18 protein-coding genes and 1 tRNA gene are annotated in these 19,599 nt (G+C 75.4%); 11 read left to right on the forward strand and 8 right to left on the reverse strand.

Translation table 11 applies throughout. The annotated features are described in order from the left end of the window. Positions 1-317: 317 nt before the first annotated feature. Positions 318-1,346 (reverse strand): serine hydrolase domain-containing protein, encoded by a 1,029-nt coding sequence (locus ACZ501_RS23365; RefSeq protein WP_468798151.1) that lies wholly within the window; start codon positions 1,344-1,346, stop codon positions 318-320. A 619-nt stretch (positions 1,347-1,965) separates the two neighbouring features. Between ACZ501_RS23365 and ACZ501_RS23370 the strand changes: the two genes are divergently transcribed. After that, entirely contained in the window at positions 1,966-3,195 is a 1,230-nt protein-coding gene (locus ACZ501_RS23370) for a M14 family zinc carboxypeptidase (RefSeq protein WP_468797750.1), read from the forward strand. On the opposite strand, the gene ACZ501_RS23375 is transcribed toward ACZ501_RS23370, so the two are convergent. Beyond that, positions 3,177-3,635: a GNAT family N-acetyltransferase gene (locus ACZ501_RS23375; RefSeq protein ID WP_468797753.1), complete on the reverse strand. Its 459-nt coding sequence runs from the start codon at positions 3,633-3,635 to the stop codon at positions 3,177-3,179. The genes ACZ501_RS23370 and ACZ501_RS23375 overlap by 19 nt on opposite strands. 100 nt (positions 3,636-3,735) lie before the next feature. After that, positions 3,736-4,308, reverse strand: coding sequence for a DUF1707 and FHA domain-containing protein (locus ACZ501_RS23380; protein ID WP_361607956.1), 573 nt, complete (start codon positions 4,306-4,308; stop codon positions 3,736-3,738). Between the two features lie 110 nt (positions 4,309-4,418). Here ACZ501_RS23380 and treZ point away from each other — a divergent pair, with 110 nt between their 5' ends. Further along, on the forward strand, positions 4,419-6,170 hold the full coding sequence (gene treZ / locus ACZ501_RS23385) for a malto-oligosyltrehalose trehalohydrolase (RefSeq protein WP_468797756.1): 1,752 nt from the start codon (positions 4,419-4,421) through the stop codon (positions 6,168-6,170). A 17-nt stretch (positions 6,171-6,187) separates the two neighbouring features. On the opposite strand, the gene ACZ501_RS23390 is transcribed toward treZ, so the two are convergent. Further along, complete coding sequence (locus ACZ501_RS23390) at positions 6,188-7,339, reverse strand: aminopeptidase P family protein (protein ID WP_361607962.1); 1,152 nt, start codon at positions 7,337-7,339, stop codon at positions 6,188-6,190. Continuing rightward, complete coding sequence (locus ACZ501_RS23395) at positions 7,317-8,183, reverse strand: LysR family transcriptional regulator (RefSeq protein WP_468797759.1); 867 nt, start codon at positions 8,181-8,183, stop codon at positions 7,317-7,319. Before ACZ501_RS23395 ends, ACZ501_RS23390 begins: the two co-directional genes overlap by 23 nt. An 86-nt stretch (positions 8,184-8,269) precedes the next feature. Between ACZ501_RS23395 and ACZ501_RS23400 the strand changes: the two genes are divergently transcribed. Continuing rightward, entirely contained in the window at positions 8,270-9,076 is an 807-nt protein-coding gene (locus tag ACZ501_RS23400) for a CTP synthase C-terminal region-related (seleno)protein (protein ID WP_361607968.1), read from the forward strand. 74 nt (positions 9,077-9,150) lie between these two features. Further along, positions 9,151-9,223 (forward strand) — tRNA-His (locus ACZ501_RS23405). 85 nt (positions 9,224-9,308) lie between these two features. Here ACZ501_RS23405 and ACZ501_RS23410 read toward each other — a convergent pair. Next, positions 9,309-10,064 (reverse strand): alpha/beta fold hydrolase, encoded by a 756-nt coding sequence (locus tag ACZ501_RS23410; RefSeq protein ID WP_468797762.1) that lies wholly within the window; start codon positions 10,062-10,064, stop codon positions 9,309-9,311. 74 nt (positions 10,065-10,138) lie between these two features. Between ACZ501_RS23410 and ACZ501_RS23415 the strand changes: the two genes are divergently transcribed. Then, positions 10,139-10,870 carry a hypothetical protein gene (locus ACZ501_RS23415; protein WP_361607973.1) on the forward strand — a complete coding sequence of 244 codons (732 nt, stop codon included), beginning with the start codon at positions 10,139-10,141 and terminating at the stop codon, positions 10,868-10,870. Here the strand turns inward: ACZ501_RS23415 and ACZ501_RS23420 are convergent. Continuing rightward, positions 10,857-12,917 carry a phosphocholine-specific phospholipase C gene (locus ACZ501_RS23420; RefSeq protein ID WP_468797765.1) on the reverse strand — a complete coding sequence of 687 codons (2,061 nt, stop codon included), beginning with the start codon at positions 12,915-12,917 and terminating at the stop codon, positions 10,857-10,859. The two genes, ACZ501_RS23415 and ACZ501_RS23420, sit on opposite strands and share 14 nt — an antisense overlap. A gap of 289 nt (positions 12,918-13,206) precedes the next feature. Between ACZ501_RS23420 and ACZ501_RS23425 the strand changes: the two genes are divergently transcribed. From ACZ501_RS23425 to ACZ501_RS23450, 6 genes are read left to right on the forward strand one after another with little or no spacing between them, the layout of a single operon-like run. Further along, a complete protein-coding gene (locus ACZ501_RS23425) occupies positions 13,207-14,229 on the forward strand; it encodes a 3-oxoacyl-ACP synthase III family protein (protein WP_468797768.1) in 1,023 nt (340 codons plus the stop codon). Beyond that, a complete protein-coding gene (locus ACZ501_RS23430) occupies positions 14,226-14,972 on the forward strand; it encodes a glycosyltransferase family 2 protein (RefSeq protein WP_468797771.1) in 747 nt (248 codons plus the stop codon). The genes ACZ501_RS23425 and ACZ501_RS23430 overlap by 4 nt, the downstream gene beginning before the upstream one ends. Continuing rightward, positions 14,972-16,474: a class I adenylate-forming enzyme family protein gene (locus ACZ501_RS23435; protein WP_468797774.1), complete on the forward strand. Its 1,503-nt coding sequence runs from the start codon at positions 14,972-14,974 to the stop codon at positions 16,472-16,474. Before ACZ501_RS23430 ends, ACZ501_RS23435 begins: the two co-directional genes overlap by 1 nt. After that, positions 16,471-17,226, forward strand: a complete 756-nt coding sequence (locus ACZ501_RS23440; protein WP_468797777.1) for a glycosyltransferase family 2 protein — start codon at positions 16,471-16,473, stop codon at positions 17,224-17,226. The genes ACZ501_RS23435 and ACZ501_RS23440 overlap by 4 nt, the downstream gene beginning before the upstream one ends. Next, positions 17,223-18,308: a cytochrome P450 gene (locus tag ACZ501_RS23445; protein WP_468797780.1), complete on the forward strand. Its 1,086-nt coding sequence runs from the start codon at positions 17,223-17,225 to the stop codon at positions 18,306-18,308. The genes ACZ501_RS23440 and ACZ501_RS23445 overlap by 4 nt, the downstream gene beginning before the upstream one ends. Next, a complete protein-coding gene (locus ACZ501_RS23450) occupies positions 18,305-19,207 on the forward strand; it encodes an NAD-dependent epimerase/dehydratase family protein (protein WP_468797783.1) in 903 nt (300 codons plus the stop codon). The genes ACZ501_RS23445 and ACZ501_RS23450 overlap by 4 nt, the downstream gene beginning before the upstream one ends. On the opposite strand, the gene msrB is transcribed toward ACZ501_RS23450, so the two are convergent. Beyond that, positions 19,188-19,595 carry a peptide-methionine (R)-S-oxide reductase MsrB gene (gene msrB / locus ACZ501_RS23455; protein ID WP_361609153.1) on the reverse strand — a complete coding sequence of 136 codons (408 nt, stop codon included), beginning with the start codon at positions 19,593-19,595 and terminating at the stop codon, positions 19,188-19,190. The genes ACZ501_RS23450 and msrB overlap by 20 nt on opposite strands. Between the last annotated feature and the right edge of the window lie 4 nt (positions 19,596-19,599).

Raw genomic sequence — 19,599 nt, forward strand, 5'->3', positions numbered from 1 at the left:
GAGCGCTCCTTCGTCGCGTCGCTGCGCGATGTCGCTTCGCTCCACTCTTGACCGACCGTCCCTCCCCGGAAAGCCGAAAGACTGCCGGGAACCCCCGAAAGAACGGTCACGGGGCAGGAGAGGCAGAAGCGGCCCCTCAGGGACCAGGCGAGGGGCCGGACCCGGCCCCCTCCCGCATCCGGCATACCGACTCCCCGGCCCACGCCCGTGGCGGCAGGCGCGTCAGATCGCCACGCGCTCCTCATGGTCCGGCGTCCGGCGGCCGTCTGGGGCTGATGCCTGCACCAGACGACGACCGGAGCCCGGTCCGTGCGGGGTCACCGGCACAGGGCTGTGTCCACGGCCTGTTCGAGGTGCTTCGTGATCGCCCCGTCGGGTGGGCTGACGGTCACTGCGATGTTGGCGGCGCGGCCGTCGTCGGTGACTCCGCCTCGGGTTTCGAAGCCGGGGATGTCGCCGCCGTGGCCCCAGTAGACGCCGCCGCAGGAGAGCGGCCTGCTCATCAGGCCGAGGCCGTAGCCGGCGCCCGTGTCGCCGAGGGGGACGGTGGTGCGCATCTGCGCGAGCTGGGCCGGCGGGAGGAGACGGCCGGCCAGGAGGGCGGTGAGGAATCGGTTCAGGTCGGAGTTGGTGGAAATCATCTGGCCCGCCGCCCAGGCTGCGGAAGGGTCGATATCCGTGACGTCGCGCCGCTGGTCGTGGCCCTTGGGGTGGGGTTCCCGGATGGTCATGTCGCCGGGGGCGGGGAAGTACGTGTGGCGCAGTCCGAGGGGCTGGATGATGCGCTTGTCGATCTGCTCGCCGAGGGGTCGGCCGGTGACCTTCTGGACGATCAGGCCGGCCAGGACGTAGTTGGTGCTGCTGTAGGCCCAACCGGTCCCCGGGGAGAAGTCGGACTTGTGCCGGAAGGCGATGTCGAGCAGGTCGCGGGGTTCGAGGTACCGGTGCTGGAGGATGTCGTCGGTCACGTCCGCTTCGTATTCGGGCAGGCCGCTGGTGTGCTGGAGGAGTTCGCGGACGCTGATGTCGCGTCCGTCGATGCCCTCGCCCCGTACGAGCCCCGGCAGGTAGGTTTCGACCTTGGCGTCGAGGCCGACCTTGCCTTCGCCAACCAGTTGCAGCACGACCACGGCGGTGAACATCTTGGTGTTGCTGCCGATGCGTACCTGACCGTCCCGGGGCACGTCGGGGCCTGCGGTGTACGAACGGGTCCGACCGTTGCGCTCCGTGACGTCGGCCAGCGCGCCGGGCACGCCGTCGGTCTGCACGAGGGCGTTCAGGGCCCGCTGGACGGTGTCCGGCCGGGCCGTGGCCGATGCGGACGGTGTGAGCACACCGGTGGTCATCACGCCTGCGGCGGCCCACAGGGCAAGCCTCCGCCATGTCTGCTGATGCACGAGTCAACTCCTCGGTCGGATGTGCCCAGCATGTCCGTGTCCGCCGGCGCCGACGATCCTGCTACCCACCCAACCCCACTGGGGCTACCCCGCCTTTGTGGCACCCGCACTGCTCCGGTCGTCGTCTGTTGCAGGTACCAGCCCCAGACGGCCGCCGGACGCTGAACCATGAGGAGCACGTAGCGATCTGATGCGCCTCCCGGTGCCGACCGGGCTCCTGATCATCATTAGGTGCAGGCGGGCCGGGTCCGGCCCCTCGCCTGGTCCCTGAGGGGCCGCTTCTGCCTCTCCTGCCCCGTGACCGTTCTTTCGGGGGGTTCCCGGCAGTCTTTCGGCTTTCCGGGGCGGGACGGTCGGTCAAGAGTGGAGCGAAGCGACATCGCGCAGCGACGCGACGAAGGAGCGCTCTTGAGGGACCGGCCCGAACCGGAAGGACGATGGGACTGACGGGAAACCCCCGAACCAGCTGTGAGGCGGCCCCACCGAAACCCGGCCCCCGCCCCGCCTCCCAACCCCCCAACACACACATTCGATCCCCGTGGAGCAGTAGCCGGCCGGTGTGGCGGGCATGGCATCCCATGTGACCCTCCACCGTGACATGTGCTACCCCACCCCGCACGAACTCGCCCTGGCCGGACGGGCGCTGGCCGACGAGCACCCCGGCCGGGTGCGGATGCGGCAGGCCGGTGTCTCCCGGGGCGGGAGGCCGCTGTGGCTGCTCTCCGTCGACGGGCAGCGCGGCGGGCCCCGGGAGGTGCTCGTCGTCGCCGGGGCCCATGCCAACGAGCCTGTCGGCGGGGCGACCGCGCTGGACCTCGCGCGGCGGGTCGTCCGGGCCGGGGGCGGCGGGTCGGGCTGGCACTTCCTGCTCTGCGCCGACCCCGACGGCGCCGACCTGCACCGGACGCCCCGCCCGTACTCGCTGCTGGACTACCACCGCCACTTCTACCGTCCGCCGGGACCCGAGCAGCCCGAGTGGGCGCCGTCCTTACTCCCCCCGGACCGGCTCCCGCCGGAAACCCTCGCCCTGACCGCGCTCCTCGAGGAGCTGCGGCCGGTCCTCCAGGTCTCCCTGCACGGAACGGATCTCGGCGGGTCCTGGGTCCAGCTGATCCGTGACATACCCGGGCTCGCCGAGCCCTTCGGGAAGTCGGCCGCCGAGCTGCGGATCCCCGTGGAGACCGGGGCCTCGGACGCGGCCGGCTGGGGCTCGCGCGGGCCCGGGATCTTCGTGATGCCGCAGGCGGGGAGCGCGGACACCCGGCTCAGCACCTGGTGCCACCGCGGGACCACCGCGATCGTCGAGGTGCCCATGTGGGCCTCCGGGCTGGTGGACGATCCCGCCCCGCACCCCGACCCCCGGGGCGCCCTGCGGATGCTGGCGGAGCGGCTGACCCGGGACGCCGCCCGGGTGGCCGGGCTGCGGGAGGGGCTCCTCGGCACGGAGCCGGGCGCCGCCGCGCTGCTGCGGGCGGTGGACTGGACGCTCGGGCTGATCCCGGACGTCGCCGCCGGGTGGACGGCTCCCGGGGTGCCCCCCGAGGCCACCACGGCCTCCCTCGCCAGTATCGACGCGTTCGGGCGGCGGCTCTCGCTGCGCGCCGCCGCGATGCTGCTGCGCGTCCTGCGGGCCCAGGCGCATCCGGCGGCACCCGGGCTGGACCGCCTGGTGACGGGGTGGTGCGAGGAGTTCGCGGCCCGCTTCAGGGCGCGCTGGGTGCCGGTGGCCACGCAGGTGGAGCACCAGTCGCGGACGGTGTTGGCCGCGTACGGGTGCCTTCAGACCGGCCAGGCGTAGCGGCGCTTGGGGCGGCCGGTGGCACCGAGGCGGTCGTAGAAGCGGATGGCGCCCTCGTTCCAGTCCGGGGTCTGCCATTCGACGTGGTCGAGGCCGAGGTCGCGGGCGAGGCCGGCCACGCCGGCCATGAGGGCGGCGCCGAGGCCGTGGCCCCGGGCCTCCTCGGCGAGGTAGAGGCAGTCCATGTGGAGGTGGTGGCGGGCGTCCCAGAACGCGAACTCCTCCGAGCAGGCGGCGTATCCGGCGACCGCGCCCCCGGGGGTCTCGGCGAGCAGCACCCACAGCCGGGCGTCCTCGGCGAACAGCAGGGGACCGAGGCGGTCGCCGAGGTCCGCCGGACGGGGAGCGGACTTCTCGTACGCGACGTGCTCGTGGATGAGCTCGGTGAGGCGCGGGAGGTCTGCGGGGCGGGCGGGGCGGACGAGGCCGGTGTGATCCATGAAGGGCATCCTGCCGGGCGCCCGCCCCACGACGAAGGGCCCGCCCGGCCCCAGCCCCAGCACCGCCACCGGCACCACCGACCGCCGGAACCCGCTCGCGTCAGTTCTCCGACAGCCGGAAGGTCATCCGGCCGAACCCGACCTGGTCCCCCGGCCGGACCACCGCCGCGTTCGTCACCCGGAGTCCGTTGACGGTGGTGCCGTTGGTCGAGCCGAGGTCCCTGAGCAGCCACACCCCGTCGCGCATGCTCAGTTCGGCATGGGCCCGCGAGACGGTGTCGTGGCTGAGCCGCAGGCCGTTGCCCGGGTCGCGGCCGATGCGCAGCGGGCCGGCGGCCGGGTGCGGGAAGAGCAGCCGGGGCAGGCGCTCCACCTGCCAGGCGCGGCGCACCCCGGCGGACACGGCCGAGGCTCGGCCCACCCAGCCGAACAGCCGGCTCGTCCAGGGGCTGTCGGCGCCGGCGGGCCCCTGCCTGGACTGGAGGTCGGCGAGCAGGACCGCGAGGTCCTCGGAGCGGCGGGCGACCAGCGCGAGTTCCATGCGGCGCAGGAAGGTGTCGTGCGACAGCTTCCCCAGCGCCGCGCCTTCCCTGAGCTGGCCCAGCGCCCGGTCGCGCTCCGCGTCGGAGAGCCGCGGGGCGGGGTAGGCGGGGAACTCGAAACTGGACGTCACAGGGTGATTGTCGGCCCGTCGGGTGCGGAGTGTCCAGAACTCCCGCGCCGGGCCCGGAATGATGGGCACGATACGCATGCTGGACACCGCCCAAGACGAGGGGACCGTCCGTGCAGTTCGAGGTGTGGGCACCGCTGACAGGTCGGGTCGCCATGCGACTGAACGACACGACCTACGACATGACCCCCGACCCGGCCCCCGGCCGTTCCGGCTGGTGGACCGCCGAGGCGCCGGCGGCCGACGGGGACCGGTACGGGTTCCGGCTCGGCGACGATCCGGTGGTCCGGCCCGATCCGCGCGGGCGGCGGCTGCCGGACGGTACGGAGGGCCTGTCCGCGGTGGTCGACTTCACCCGCCTCGCCCCCCGGGTGCCTCCGCCGCGGGTCCCGCTCCAGGACGCGGTCCTGTACGAGCTGCACGTCGGCACCTTCACCCCCGAGGGCACCTTCGAGGCGGCGGCCACCCGCCTGGGGTACCTGGCGGGGCTGGGCGTCACGCACGTGGAGCTGATGCCGGTGTGCCCCTTCCCCGGCCGGCACGGGTGGGGGTACGACGGGGTGGCGCCGTGGGCGGTGCACGAGCCGTACGGGGGTCCGGCGGGCCTGGCGGCCTTCGTGGAGGCCGCGCACGCGGCCGGGCTGGGCGTGGTGATCGACGTGGTCCTCAACCACCTGGGCCCCTCCGGGAACCACCTGCCGGCCTTCGGGCCGTACTTCACCGACACCCACCACACCCCGTGGGGCGCGGCGGTGAACCTGGACGCGCCCGGCTCCGACGAGGTCCGCGCGTACCTGATGGGGTGTGCGCTGGCATGGCTGCGGGACTACCACGTGGACGGCCTGCGGCTGGACGCGGTGCACGCGCTGGCCGACGGGCGGGCGCTGTCCTTCCTGGAGGAGCTGGCGGCGGCCGTGGACGAGCTGGCGGCGGAGACCACGCGGCCGCTGTTCCTGATCGCCGAGTCCGACCAGTGCGACCCGCGGCTCACGACGCCGCGCTCCGCCGGGGGCCTGGGCCTGCACGCGCAGTGGAACGACGACTTCCATCACGCCCTGCACTGCGCGCTGACCGGTGAATCGCAGGGCTACTACGCCGACTTCGCCGAGGCCCCGCTCGGCGCGCTCGCCAAGACCCTGACGCGGGCGTTCTTCCACGACGGCACCTGGTCCTCCTTCCGGGGCCGCACCCACGGCCGGCCGGTGGACCGCCCGCGCACCCCCGCGCACCGTTTCCTGGGCTACACCCAGACCCACGACCAGGTCGGCAACCGGGCGCTGGGCGACCGGCTGTCCGCCTCGTGCTCCCCGGGGCTGCTGGCCTGCGCGGCGGCGCTGGCGCTGACGGGGCCGTTCGTACCGATGCTGTTCATGGGCGAGGAGTGGGGGGCCGGGACGCCGTGGCAGTACTTCACCGACCATCCCGACCCGGAGCTCGCCGAGGCGGTGCGCAGCGGACGGCGGCGGGAGTTCGCGGCGCACGGCTGGAAGGCCGAGGAGATCCCGGACCCGCAGGATCCGGCGACGCGCGACCGGTCCTGCCTGGACTGGGCGGAGCCGGAGCGGGAGTCGCACGCGTGGCTGCTCGAGTGGTACCGGACGCTGATCCGGCTGCGCCGTACCCATCCGGACCTGCGCGACCCGGACCTGGCGGCGGTCCGGGTCGCCCATGACGAGGAGCGCCGCTGGCTGACGTTCCGGCGGGGGGAGGTCCGGGTGGTGGTGAACCTCTCGACGGAGTCGGTGACGGTCGCGCTCGGCCGCAACGGGGTGCGGGTGCTGGCTTCGTGGGAGCCGGTGGAGCATCCGGGTCCGGACGGGCGGATCCACGTACCGGGCGAGTCGGCGGTGGTCCTCGGGCCGTAGGGCCGCGGGCGGGGCCGTTATTCGACGATCGCCAGCTCGCGCGGCGCGTGGTTCAGGCGGCGGCCGCCGGACCCGGTGACCGTGACGATGTCCTCGATGCGGACGCCGAACCGGCCGGGCAGGTAGACGCCGGGCTCCACCGAGAAGCACATGCCGGGGACGAGGGGCTGCTCCTCGCCCTCGACCATGTACGGCGGCTCGTGGGTGGTGACGCCGATGCCGTGGCCGGTGCGGTGGATGAAGCGTTCGCCGTAGCCGAACTCCGTGATCACGGCGCGGGCCGCCCGGTCCACGTCCTGGCAGCTGGCGCCGGGGCGGACGGCCGCGCATCCGGCCTGCTGGGCCTCGCGGACGATGTCGTGGACGCGCTGCTCCTCGGGGGTGGGCTCGCCGACGTGGACGGTGCGGGAGATGTCGGATCCGTAGCCGTGCTTGAGGCCGCCGAAGTCGAGGACGACCATGTCGCCGTGGCGGATGACGCGGTCGCCCGCCTCGTGGTGCGGGTTGGCGCCGTTGGGGCCGGAGCCGACGACGGTGAAGTCGACCTGGGAGTGTCCGTGGACGCGCAGCAGTCCGGCCAGGTCGGCGGCGACCTCGCTCTCGGTGCGGCCGGCGAAGGGGACGTGCAGGACCTGTGCGTAGGCGGCGTCGGCGGCGGCCGCGGCGGCCGCGAGCCGGGCCAGTTCCCGTTCGTCCTTGACGGCGCGGAGCATGGGCAGGGCGTCGGTGAGCGGGGCGTAGGAGGTGCCGGGCAACTCCCTTTGCAGGCCGAGCAGGTGCAGCGCCCAGGTGTTGTCGCTCACGCCGAAGCGGCCGTCGGCGTCGAGGAGCGGCGCGGTGACCCGGTAGGGGTCCTTGCCGTCGGTCCAGTCGCGCAGGGTCAGCGCGGCCGCGCCGGGGGCCTTGGCCGCATCGGGGGCTTCGAGGGCGGGCACGACCAGCACGGGGTCCTGGCCGGCGGCGAGGACGAGCAGGGTGAGCCGCTCGGTCTCGGCGGTCGGGCGGTAGCCGGTGAGGTGGGTGAGGTCGGGGCCGGGCGCGACGAGCAGCCCGGCCAGTCCGGCGTCGGCGGCGCTCCGCGCGGCCGCGGCCATGCGGGCGGCGTAGTCGGCGGCGGTGAAGGCCTCGGGTTCGGCGTGGGCGGGGTCAGGCGTCGGGGCGGTGGTCATACGGGGATCCTGCCGTGAGGCGTGCGGCGAGCGCAGCGGCCGCGCCGGACAGGCTCGCGGGCGCGAGCAGCTCCGTACGGTGCGCCAGGCTGGGTGCGGCGAGCGGTACGGCGACCCCGGCGCGGGCGGCCTCGGCGACCGGGAGCGGCAGCAGCACCAGGCCGTGCCCGGCTGCGGCGAGGGCGCACAGGGCGTGCAGGTCGGTGCCGTCGTAGCGCAGGGCGCCGCGCCGGGCGGTGAGCGGCAGCCCCACGTCCGGGGCGTCGAGCCAGCGGGCGTCGGCGAGGTCGTCGAGCCGGACGGAGTCCCGTGCGGCGAAGGGGTGCCCGGCGGGGAAGAGGACGGCGAGCTCCTCCTCGGCGATGCCGGTCACCCGGAGCGGGGCCACGTCGGGCAGCCGCAGGGGGTCGCTCGGGGCGGCGAGCCCGTCGACGAGTCCGAGGTCGCACTCGCCGGCGGCGACGGCGGCGGGCACCCGGGCCGGGGGCAGGACCCGCAGGGTGACGCCGGTGGGGGGCAGGGCGGCGAGCAGCGCCGGGCGGGCGGCGGCGAGGGGGGAGGCGGCGAGGGTGATCAGGCCGGGCGGGGCGGCGGCCAGCCGCAGTACGTCGGCGCGGGCCGCGTCGATCCGCAGCAGCAGCGGCCGGGCGTGTTCCAGCAGCCGGGCCCCGGCCGGGGTGGGGGCGACGGGCCTGCGGGTGAGGAGCTCGGTGCGCAGGTCGGCTTCGAGGGCGGCGATGTGCTGGGAGACGGCGGACTGGGTGTAGCCGAGTTCGCGGGCGGCGGCGGAGAAGGAGGCGAGCCGGGTGACGGCGGTGAAGGTGCGCAGGAGGTGCGGGTCCATGACCGCAGGATGTCATCAGTTCGGCTTATCGATCATTCAGGAACGATCGTTGGCGCTGAACGGGGGCGGGGCCGCAGGATGGCCGTATGAGCACCGCGAGAGAAACCGTCCCGTCCCGCCCGGCCGTCGCCAGGATCGCCCTCGTGGGCGACCGTTCGCCGCACGTGGAGTCCCATACCCGGATCCCGCTCCTGCTGGAGGCGCTGGCCGCGCGCGACGGGCTCGTCCTGGACGGCTACTGGATCCCGACCGCCGGGGCGGAGGCGGAGGCCGCGGCGGGCACGCTGTCCGGGTTCGACGCCGTGTGGGTGCTGCCGGGCAGCCCGTACGCCAGTGAGGCGGGGGCGCTGGCGGCGATCCGGGTGGCCCGGGAGGAGGGCATCCCCTTCCTCGGGACCTGCGGCGGGTTCCAGCACGCGCTGCTGGAGTACGCCCGCGGTGTCTGCGCGCTGCCGGACGCCGCGCACGCCGAGAACGACCCGGGGGCGGACGACCCGCTGATCGCCCCGCTCGCGTGTTCGCTGGCCGGCCACGAGGCGGTCGTACGGGCCGAGCCCGGATCCCTGGCCGAGTCGGCGCTCGGGGCGGACCGGTCGACGGAGCGCTACCACTGCCACTACGGGCCCGTGGCCCGGCACCTGCCGACGCTCGCGGCGCACGGGCTGCGGCTGTCGGGGCACGACGAGGACGGCCGGGTCCGCATGGCCGAGCTGCCCGGGCACCCCTTCTTCCTGGCCACCCTCTTCCAGCCGGAGCTGGCCGGGGACGGTTCGCGGCCGCACCCGGTGATCCGGGCCCTGGCCGTCGCGGCCGTGGCCCGCGCCGGGCGCCGCGCGGCAGGGGCGGCGGCCGGGACGTCCGGGGCGCCGGCCGGGGGCCGGACCGCCGGATAACCCGTCGCGGGGCCACCCGTCCGATCGGCTATGCTGTGCATGCACAACGAACGGGTGGTCCGCCGCCCTTCGTGGTGGGTGTAGCTCAGTTGGTAGAGCACCTGGTTGTGGTCCAGGTGGCCGCGGGTTCAAGTCCCGTCACTCACCCTGTTCGCCCCGTAGGGGGTACAAGGTTCGCCTCGTACCCCCTACGGGCTTTTTTGCATGCCCCTGCCAGGCCCTTCGGGCGGCGTCAGCCGCGCAGGAAGGACTCGACCTCCGTGACGAAGGCCACCGGGGTCTCGTGCGGCGGGTAGTGGCCGGCACCGGGGATCGTGACGATCCTGCAGTTCGGGTAGGAGGCCTGCCAGGTGGCCCGCATGACGTCGGCCGTCAGGGCGAGGTCGTACTCCCCCACCAGGACCAGCACCGGCAGGGTGCTGCCCTTGACCGCGGCGGAGAGGTCGCGCGGCTGCCAGTCCGCGAGGTAGCCGGCGAAGGCCTCCGGGCGGGAGACGGCGAGGGAGTGTTCGACCATGCGCTCCAGCCAGTGGCGGCTGGCGCGGTTGCCGGTCACCAGGTCGAGGATGATCCGCCGTTTGGCGGGGTCGTCGGCGGCTCCGTGGAAGAGGGCGTGGGTGGCGTCGTCCATGGCGTACGGCCCGGCGGGGACCGGGGCGAGCCCGATCAGCTTCTCGACGCGCTCGGGGGCGCGGGCCAGTACCTGCTGGGCGGCCTTGCCGCCCATGGAGTGGCCGAGCAGGCAGAAGGTGTCCCAGCCCAGCTCGTCGGCGAGGGCGAGGACGTCGTCGGCGATCTCGGGGAGGCTGTGGCGGCCGGGGACGTCCCGGCGCTCGCCGTAGCCCCGGTAGTCGAGGAAGGCGTACGAGAACCCCTGCGGGTCCAGGTAGTCGAGCACGGAGCCCCAGTTGGCGGAGGTCCCGAACCAGTCGTGCAGCACGATGACGCGGACGGGTCCGGTGCCGATCCTGCGATGGGCGATGGCCATGCGTTCTCCCTCGGTGACGGGCGCGGTGGGAACTGCCGCCGTACGTTCTGCCCGGCCGGATCTACGATCACACCGTGAAGCCCCTGTCCCGCGCCGTGCGCGCCGTCGTCAGATCCGGCCGGACGGCGCACCCCTACCACCCGGACGAGTACGAGGTCGTCGACCCCGGTGACGTCCGGGAGCTGCTCGGCGCATGGCCCGGGCCTGGAGACACCGGGGCCGACGGCCACTTCGCGTGCATGTGCCTGGGCGACGACGGCCACGTGACGCTGTACGAGGCGGGCGGACAGTCCGTACGGACCTGTCACCTGGCCGGCGCGAAGCGGCTGGCGCACCTGCTGGACCCGGCCGGGGTGGGGGGAATCCCGGCCCGGCACCGCGCCCGCTGGGCGGGGGCGGCGCCCGCACCCCTGCGCGCGTACGCCGACGCCCTGGCACGCGGTCAGGAGCCGGACCACCCCGCCGTGCCGCCGGCCGTGGTCTTCCGCTGGCTCGGCACGGGGCCGCCGCAGGAGGCGGACGCGGCCTCCGTCCTGGCCGTCGAGGCGCCGATGCGGCTGCTCGCGGCGGCACCCACCGCCGAACTGGCCTGGGCGGTGCGGGAGGCGGACCGGGCGGGGCTGGAGGGGGCGGTGCGGTTCTTCGCGAGCGAGGAGTTCACCGCCCGCCACCCGAAGCGCCGCCGGGTCCCGGACACCGCCCGCGACCTGCTGCTGCGGTACGCCCGCGGCCACCGCCCCGCGGACCTGGCGGTCCTGGAGCGGCGGCTGCTGCGCACGCCGGAGGACCGTGTCAGACGGTCTTGATCGCCGGGTCCGAGACGCCCGGGGCGCCCGTTTCCACGTGGCCCGCGAAGCGGCGCAGGAAGGTGGGGTCGGCGTCCGAGACCACGGAGACGTCGTACCAGCGGCCCGAGGCGCGCAGGTCCACCGTGTGGGAGACCGCGGCGCCCGGGTTGACCTTGAAGGTCTGGGGGGCGCCGCCGTAGGTGTTGGTCACCGTGAGGTTCACCGCCGCGCTCCCCCCGTTGGCCAGGGTCAGGGCGAGGTTGCCGGTGGCGTCCGCGTGGCGGGCCGTGACCTCGGGGCCGGCCTTCTTCGCCGGGCCCTTCCAGGTGCGCAGGAAGCCGTTGGGGCCCCAGACCGTGAGGTTGATCTGGTTGCCGGTGGAGCTGCTGGTGCTCCAGGTGTCGGAGAGGGTCTTGCCCGCCTCGACCGTGTAGGGCCAGGGGCCGTCCGTGCGGTTGCCCGAGGTGCTGTGGAAGTGGGCGCCGAGCGTGGGGCCGGAGGAGAACGTGAGGGTGAACGTGCCGGTGGAGGTGGTGCGGGCGCCGTCCACGTACGGGCTGTAGCCGAGCGCCCGGGTCGGCTTGGAGCCCGCCTCCTGCCTGGGCAGGGTGCCGGTGGTGGGCGGGACCGGGTGGTAGGAGGGGTGCGCGTCGTGGTCCGGCGGGACGTAGCCGGCGGTGGACGGCAGGGACGCCGGGGTGGCGTCGGCCCGGGTGAAGTCGAAGGCCGAGGTCAGATCGCCGCAGACGGCCCGGCGCCACGGCGAGATGTTGGGCTCCCGCACCCCGAAGCGCTTCTCCATGAAGCGGATCACCGAGGTGTGGTCGAAGGTCTCCGAGCAGACGTAGCCGCCCTTGCTCCACGGGGAGACGACGATCATCGGCACGCGCGGGCCGAGGCCGTACGGGCCCGCCGCGTAGCCGCCGCCACCGGCGTAGAGGTCGCGGGTCACGTCGGCCGTGGACAGGCCCCACGCCGAGGACGCGGGCGGGTACGGCGGCACGACGTGGTCGAAGAAGCCGTCGTTCTCGTCGTAGGTGATGAAGAAGGCCGTCTTCGCCCACACCGCCGGGTTCGCGGTCAGCGCGTCCAGCACCTGGGAGATGTACCAGGCACCGAAGTTGACGGGCCAGTTCGGGTGCTCGCTGAAGGCCTCGGGCGCCGCGATCCAGGAGATCTGGGGCAGGGTGCCGGCCACCACGTCGGCGCGCAGCCGGTCGAAGTAGCCGTCGCCCGCCTTGACGTTCGTGCCCGTACGGGCCTTCTCGTACAGGGGGCTGCCGGGCTGGGCGCCCCGGTAGCTGTTGAAGTACAGCAGCGAGTTGTCGCCGTAGTTGCCGCGGAAGGCGTCGCCGATCCAGCCCCAGGAGCCGGCGGCGTTCAGGCCGTCGCCCACGTCCTGGTAGATCTTCCAGGAGACCCCGGCGGCTTCCAGGCGCTCCGGGTAGGTCTTCCAGCCGTAGCCGGCTTCCTGGTTGCCGAGGACGGGGCCGCCGCCCGTGCCGTCGTTGCCGGTGTGGCCCGTCCACAGGTAGTAGCGGTTCGGGTCGGTGGCCCCGATGAAGGAGCAGTGGTAGGCGTCGCAGACGGTGAAGGCGTCGGCGAGGGCGTAGTGGAACGGGATGTCGTTCCGGGTCATGTACGACATGGTGGTGGCGGTCTTCGCCGGGACCCACTTGTCGTACTTGCCGTTGTTGTACGCCTGGTGGCCGCCGGCCCAGTCGTGGTTGAGCCCCTCGACGAACTGCATGCCCAGGTCATTGACCTGCGGGTGGAAGGGGAGGATGTCCTTCGTCCCGTTGGACTGGTGGAAGACCGACTTTCCGTTGTCCTGGAGCACGGGCCGCGGGTCGCCGAAGCCGCGGACGCCCTTCATCGTGCCGAAGTACTGGTCGAAGGACCGGTTCTCCTGCATGAGGACGACGATGTGCTCGATGTCCTGGATGGTTCCGGTGCTGCCCTGCGCCGGGATGGCGGCGGCGCGCGCGATGCTCTCGTTCAGCATCGCGGCGGCCGCGGTCCCGCCGGCGATCCGGAGGAACCTGCGTCGGTTGAGTTCAGCCATGGGTGACGACCTCTGGGGGGTGAGGGGGGATCGAGGGGCGCCCCAAGGACAGCGGTCCCGGGGTACCTGAGGGAGATCCCCGTCTGACGTCGGGCCGTACAGCGGGCGAACGGAAGGCCGCGCGCTCCGCTGCCGGTACGGTACGGCCGGCCCGTCGCCCGCACAACGGCCCCTGACGCACCATCAGGTGCGCCCTGAGGTGGAGAGCGGGGTCCTACTCAGCGCCCCCACACACGAACTGAGCATCCGTACTCAGGTCCGGGCGGCGTCCGCTCGTCATCGTGGGGGCATGTCCATACAGTCATGTGATCCGCGGCCGCGCGTCGGCATCACCGCCGTCGCCAGCCTGCTGCCCGAGGACGCGCTGTCCTCCGACGACCTCCAGCGGGAGGTGTCCCGGCGCAGTGGCCTGGCGCTGCCCGCGCGGCTCCTGACGCAGGCCACCGGGATCGTCTCGCGGCGGGTTGCGGGCCCGGGGGTGTACGCCTCCACGCTGGCGGCGGGCGCGGCCCGCCGGGTGCTGGACTCGGCCGGGCTCTCGCCGCTCGACGTGGACCTGCTGGTCTTCGCCTCCGCCTCGCGGGACCTGGTCGAGCCGGCCACCGCCCACATCGTGCAGGCGGAGCTGGGCTCCCGGGCGCACGCCGTGGACGTCACCAACGCCTGCAACAGCTTCGTCAACGGGATCGACCTCGCCCGCAGCGCGGTCCTCGCCGGGCGGGCCCGGCGGGCGCTCGTGGTCACCGGGGAGACGCCGAGCCGGGCGGTGCGGATGGACCCCGCCGACTTCGCGGAGTTCCGCAGCGGTTTCGCGGGGTACACCTTCGGCGACGCGGGCGCGGCCGTGCTGCTGGAGGAGGTGGAGCGCGGCGGGATCCTGGACGTGGACAGCGAGACGCATTCGGAGCACTGGGAGGTCGGGGGCATCCCGGGCGGCGGGTCGCGGCACCCGCGCGGGGACGCGTACACCTACTTCCAGGGCGACGGGCACGAGCTGCGCGGGGTCTTCGAGAAGGTGGGGACGGCGGTCCTCGACCGGACGCTGCACCGGACGGGCATGGACTGGGACGGTTTCGCGAAGGTGCTCGTGCACCAGGTGACGGTGCCCTACCTGGAGCGGTTCGCGGAGCTGACGGGGGTGCCCGCCGGGAAGCTGGTGGTCACGGTGCCCGAGCTGGGCAACGTGGCGAGCGCCAGTATCGGGGTGCAGCTGGAGCGGGTCTTCCCCGGGCTCGCCGCCGGTGAGCGGGTGCTGTTCGTCGGCCTGGGCGGCGGGATCAGCATCATGACGATGGTGTGGGAGAAGGCGTGAGCGGGCACATGTGGGTGGTGGTGCCCGCGCACGAGGAGGAGGCGCGGCTCGGCGGGACCCTGCGGGCGCTGGCGGCGCAGCGGGACCGGGACTTCACGCTGCTGGTCGTGGACAACGCCTCGGCGGACGGCACGGGCGGGGTCGCGCGCGGGTTCGCGGCGGACGCCCCCTTCCCGGTCGAGGTGATCGAGGAGCCGGAGAAGGGCGTCGGCTCCGCGGTGGACACCGGTTTCCGGTACGCGATCGCGCACGGCGCCACCCTGCTGGCCCGTACGGACGCGGACTGCCTGCCCCGGCCCGGGTGGACGGGTGCGGCGCGGGCCGCGCTGGCGGCCCGCCCCGGGCTGGTGTGCGGGCGGGTCACGGCGCGGCGCGACGAGCACGGCCCGCTGGGCCGCGCCGGTTTCGCCGCCCTGGTGGGACTGGCCGCGCTGTTCGGCCGGCTGCGGCCCGCGCACGCCCGCCGGCACGGTTTCCGGGCGCCGTACCGGATGCACGCGGGGAACAACATGGCCATCACCGCCGAGCTGTACCTGGCCGTGGGCGGGATGCCCCGGCGACCTTCGCCCACCGACCGGCTCTTCCTGAACGCGGTGCGCCGCCACACCGACCGGATCTCCCGCTGCCGGGGCATGGTCGTGGAGAACTCCACCCGCCGGCTGCGCGCGTACGGCCTCGCCGGGACCGCCCGCTGGTACCTCGACCAGGGCAGCGGCACGCACGGAACGGACGACCCCCGCTGATGCTGGACCGACTCGAACACGCGCTGCGGGCCCGGCCCGAGCAGCCCGCCGTACTCTCCGCGACCCGTTCTGGCGGCACGCGGGTCCGCGCCACCCGGGGCGAACTCGTCGGGCTCGCCGACGACTTCGCCGCCGCGCTGCACGCCCGCGGGCTGCGCGCGGGGGACACCGTCGGGGTGGCCGTGCGGCCCGGGCCGCGCGCCCTCGCGGTGCTGCTCGCGCTGTGGCGGCTCGGGCTGCGCGGCGCCGTGCTGGACCCGGGTGCCGGGGCCGAGGTGCTGCGGGCCCGGCTCGCGCTGGCCCGGCCCGCGCTGGTGCTGGCCGACGCCCCCGCGCAGGCCGTGGCGGGGTGGGCCCGGCCGCTGGCCCGGCGGGCGGCGCTGGAACTGCCGGAGCTGGCCGCGCTGGGGCCGGTGGCCACGGTGGGGCCGCGGCTGCCGGGGTGCGCGCCGGCGCTGGAGCGGGGGGCCCGGCGGGCGGGGGTGCCGGCCCGGTACGAGGGGGACGGCGACGCGGTGATCGTGTTCACCTCCGGGACCACCTCGCGGCCCCGGGCCGTGGTGCACACCCGGGCGGGACTGGCCGCCGGGATGGAGGCGGTGTCCGGGCTGTTCGGCACCGGCACCGGCACCGGCGCCGGCCGTGGGGAACCCGTGCTGGGCGGCACCTTCTTCGTGCTGGTGCCCTCGTTGACATGCGGGGCGCCGGTCGCGCTGCCGGCCCGCTCCCCGGCCACGCTGGCCCGGCAGCTGGACCGGCTGCGGCCGCGGGACACCTACCTGACCCCGCCGCAGCTGCGGGACGCCCTCGGCGCCGGGGCGCGGTTCGGGGGCCGGGTGTGGACGGGTTCGGCTCCGGCGAGCGCCGGCCTGCTCGGCCGGGTCCGGGAGGCGGGCGCGGAGCAGGCGTGGGGGGTGTACGCGCTGACCGAGCTGTTCCCGGCGGCGGCGGTGGAGTCCCGCGAGAAGGACGCCTTCGACGGGACCGGGGACCTGGTGGGGGCCCCGCTGCCCGGGGTGCGGACCGCCGTGGACGCGGGCGGGCAGCTGCTGCTGGCCGGCCCCGCGGCCCGGGACCGCTACCTGGGGGAGGCGCCCGATCCGTGGGTGGCCACCGGGGACCGGGCGCACCTGGACGGCGCCGGCCGGGTCGTGCTGGAGGGGCGCTGCAAGGACATGGTGCTGCGCCGGGCGGAGAACATCTACCCGGGCCTGTACGAGCCGGGCCTACACGTGCCGGGGGTGGAGCTGGGGGTGCTCGTCGGGGTCCCGGCGGGCGACGGGGACGAGCGCCTGGTGGCGGTGGTGCAGCCGCAGCCGGGCGTGCCCGAGCCGGCCCTGCGGGCCGCGCTGTCCGAGCCGCTGCGGCGGATGGGCACGGCCCGTCCCGACGCGCTGCTGTTCGCGCGGATCCCGCTGGCGGGGCGCTCGCGCAAGCCGGACCGGGCGGCGGTGTCGGCGCTGGCGGCCCGGCTGGTGACGGCGTCGGGGACGCGGCCGTGAGCCTGTGGGTGGTCGTCCCGGCGTACAACGAGGCGGCGTCGGTCGGGGGCACCCTGGCAGCGCTGGCCGCGCAGCGGGACACCGCCTTCTCGCTGGTGGTGGTCGACAACGCTTCCACCGACGGGACGGCCCGGATCGTACGGGAGTTCGCGCGGTCGGCCCCGTTCCCCGTCGAGTTGGTCCGCGAGCCCGAGCCGGGGGCGGGGACGGCCGCCGACACCGGCTTCCGGCACGCGGTACGCGCCGGGGCGCGCCTGCTGCTGCGTACGGACGCGGACTGCCTGCCGGCCCCGGACTGGACGGCCGTCGCCCGGGCGGAGTTCGGCCGGGGGGCCGAGGTGCTGTGCGGGCGGAGCGTGCCGCGCCGCGACGAGCGGCCGGGCTTCGCCGAGGCCCGGCTGCTGCCGGCGCTGGTGCGGCTGTCCGCGCTGTACGGGCGGTGGCGCCCGGCGCACCGCGGTCCGCGCTACCGGGCCCCGTACGTGCTGTGCCACGGGCACAACCTCGGCATCACCGCCGAGCTGTACCTGCGGTGCGGCGGGACCCCGCGCGAGCGGCTGGAGGAGGGCTCGGAGGACGTCACGCTGCTCAACCGGGCCCGCGAGCACAGCGCGCGGATCGTGCGCGCCGAGCACCTGGTGGTGGAGAACAGCCTGCGCCGGCTGCGGTCCTGGGGTGCGCGGCGCACCCTGCTCTGGTACTGGGACCGGCGTTACCGGCCCGCCGACACGAAAGAGGTCCACGTCCGATGACCAGCCACGACCGGGCGCGCCGGCGCGACCGCAGGGTCTACCTGCGCAGCCACCCCCTGCTGTTCGGACTGCTCGCCGCCACCCGCGGGCGGTCCGTACGCCGGATCGGCGGCACGGTGCTGGTGCACGGCGCCGACGCCTACCGGGAGGCGCTGACCCGGATCCCGCTGGACCGCATGGCGGCCGGGACCACGGGCGGGGCCGCACGGGAGGCGCTGCGCGGGGCCGGCGGGGTGCTGTTCGACCAGGAGGGCGGCGGGCACCGGGCCGGCCGGCGCTCGCTCGCGGAGGGCCTCGGCGCGGCCGGGGTGGAGGGGCTGCGCGCGCGGTGGCGGCCGCTGCTGGAGCGGGGTTGCGCGCCGCTGGGCCGGGGCGCGGAGGTGGACGTGGTGGCCCTGGCGCGGGAGCTGGCCGGCACGGTGGCGGGGGCCCTGCTGGAGAGCGGGGCCGAGCCGCGGGCGCTGGCGCGGGCGGCCGCCGATGCCGCGGCGGCCTCGGTGCGCAGCCACCTGCCGGGCCCGCCGAGGCCCGGGGCGGCGGCCGCGGCGGCCCGGGCGGCGGGCCGCCTGCGGGGGCTGCTGGGCGGCGGGGACGCCCTGGACGCGATGGTGGCGGTGGCCGCGGTGAACACCACCGTGGCGGCGGTGCCCCGGGCGGTCGCCTGGTGCGCGGACGCCGGGCTGTGGGGGCAGGCCGCGGACGCGGGGGTGCGGCCCCGGCTGGCGCAGGAGCTGCTGCGGGTGACCGCGGCCTCGCCGGTGCTGCCCCGGGTCGCGGCGGGAGCGGGGACGGTCGGGGGCTGCCCGGTGCGGGGCGGCGACCGGCTGCTGCTGGTGGCCCGGCACGCGGCGGAGGCGCACCGGCGGGATCCGGACGGGCGGGACCCGGCCGGGCCGGGGGCGGCGCGGCTGGTGTTCGGGGCGGGGCCGCACGTGTGCCCGGGGGCACGGCTGGCGACCGTCCTGCTGGAGGACGTGCTGGAGGCGCTGGCTCCGTACCGGCCGGTGGTGACGCGCTCCCGGGTGGACCGGCGTGCGGCCCTGCCGGGGTGGCGGGTGCTGACGGTGGAGGCGGGCCGGTGAGGATCGCGGTGACGGGGGCGAGCGGCTTCTGCGGGGGGCACGTCGCCCGCGCGGCGGCGGCGGCCGGGCACCCGGTGGTCTGCCTGGGCCGCCGGCCGGGCCCGCTGGGCGTGCACCGGTTCTGGGACGCGGCGTCGGCCGGGCCGGACCTGTCGGGGGTGGACGTCGTGGTGCACTGCGCGGCGGCGGTGGGTGATCCGGCGCCCGGCTCGCGGGCGGAGGCGGCCATGCGCGCCGTCAACGTGGACGGCACGGCGCGGCTGCTGCGCGCGGCGGCCGGCCGGCCGGTGGTGTGGGTGAGCAGCGCGAGCGTCTACGACCCGCGCCGCGACCGGGCCCGCGTCACGGAGGACCACCCGCGTACGGGCCACCTCAACGCCTACGGCCGTACGAAGGCGGCGGGCGAGGCCCTGGCGCTGGAGGCGGGGGCCGTGGTGCTGCGTCCGAGGGCGGTCTACGGCCCGGGCGACACCCAGCTCCTGCCCCGTCTGCTGGCGCGGGTGCGCGCCGGCACCCTGCTGCTACCGGGCCCGGACGTGGAGCTGAGCCTGACGGCGGTGGAGAACCTGGCGGACGCCTGCCTGGCGGCGCCCGGCTGGGCCCCGGGCGCGTACAACGTGGCGGACGCGGCCCCGTACGCCCGGGACGCGGCGGTCGGGGCGGTCCTGCGCGCCCACGGCGTCCGCGCCCGGATCCGCCACCTCCCGCTCCCGGTGGCGGGGGCGGCGGCCCGTGCGGCGGAGCGCCTGGCCCGCCTGACCGGCACCGAGCCGGCCCTGAGCCGCTACGCGGTGGACCAGCTGGCGCACCCGGTGGTCCTGGACCTGGCCAGGGCCCGCGCGCAGGGCTGGACCCCGCGGCGGACCCTGGCGGACTACCTCAGCCCTCGGTCGGCGTGAGCCGCAGGGAGATGCTGTTGATGCAGTACCGCTGGTCGGTGGGGGTCGGGTAGCCCTCGCCCTCGAAGACGTGGCCGAGGTGGGAGCCGCACGTGGCGCAGAGGACCTCGGTGCGGACCATGCCGTGCGAGGTGTCGGCCTTCAGCTCGACCGCGTCGGTGTCCTTCGGGTCGTAGAAGGACGGCCAGCCGCAGTGCGATGCGAACTTCTCCGAGGAGCGGAAGAGCTCGGCGCCGCAGCCGCGGCAGGAGTAGACGCCCTCCGTCGTGGTGTCGGTGTACTCACCGCGGAAGGCGGGCTCGGTGCCGGCGAGGCGGAGCACCTGGTATTCCGACGGGGTCAGCTCCGCCTGCCACTGCTCGTCCGTCTTCTGGACCTCGTACGCCATGACT

The organism is Streptomyces sp. NPDC034085 (assembly GCF_055575555.1).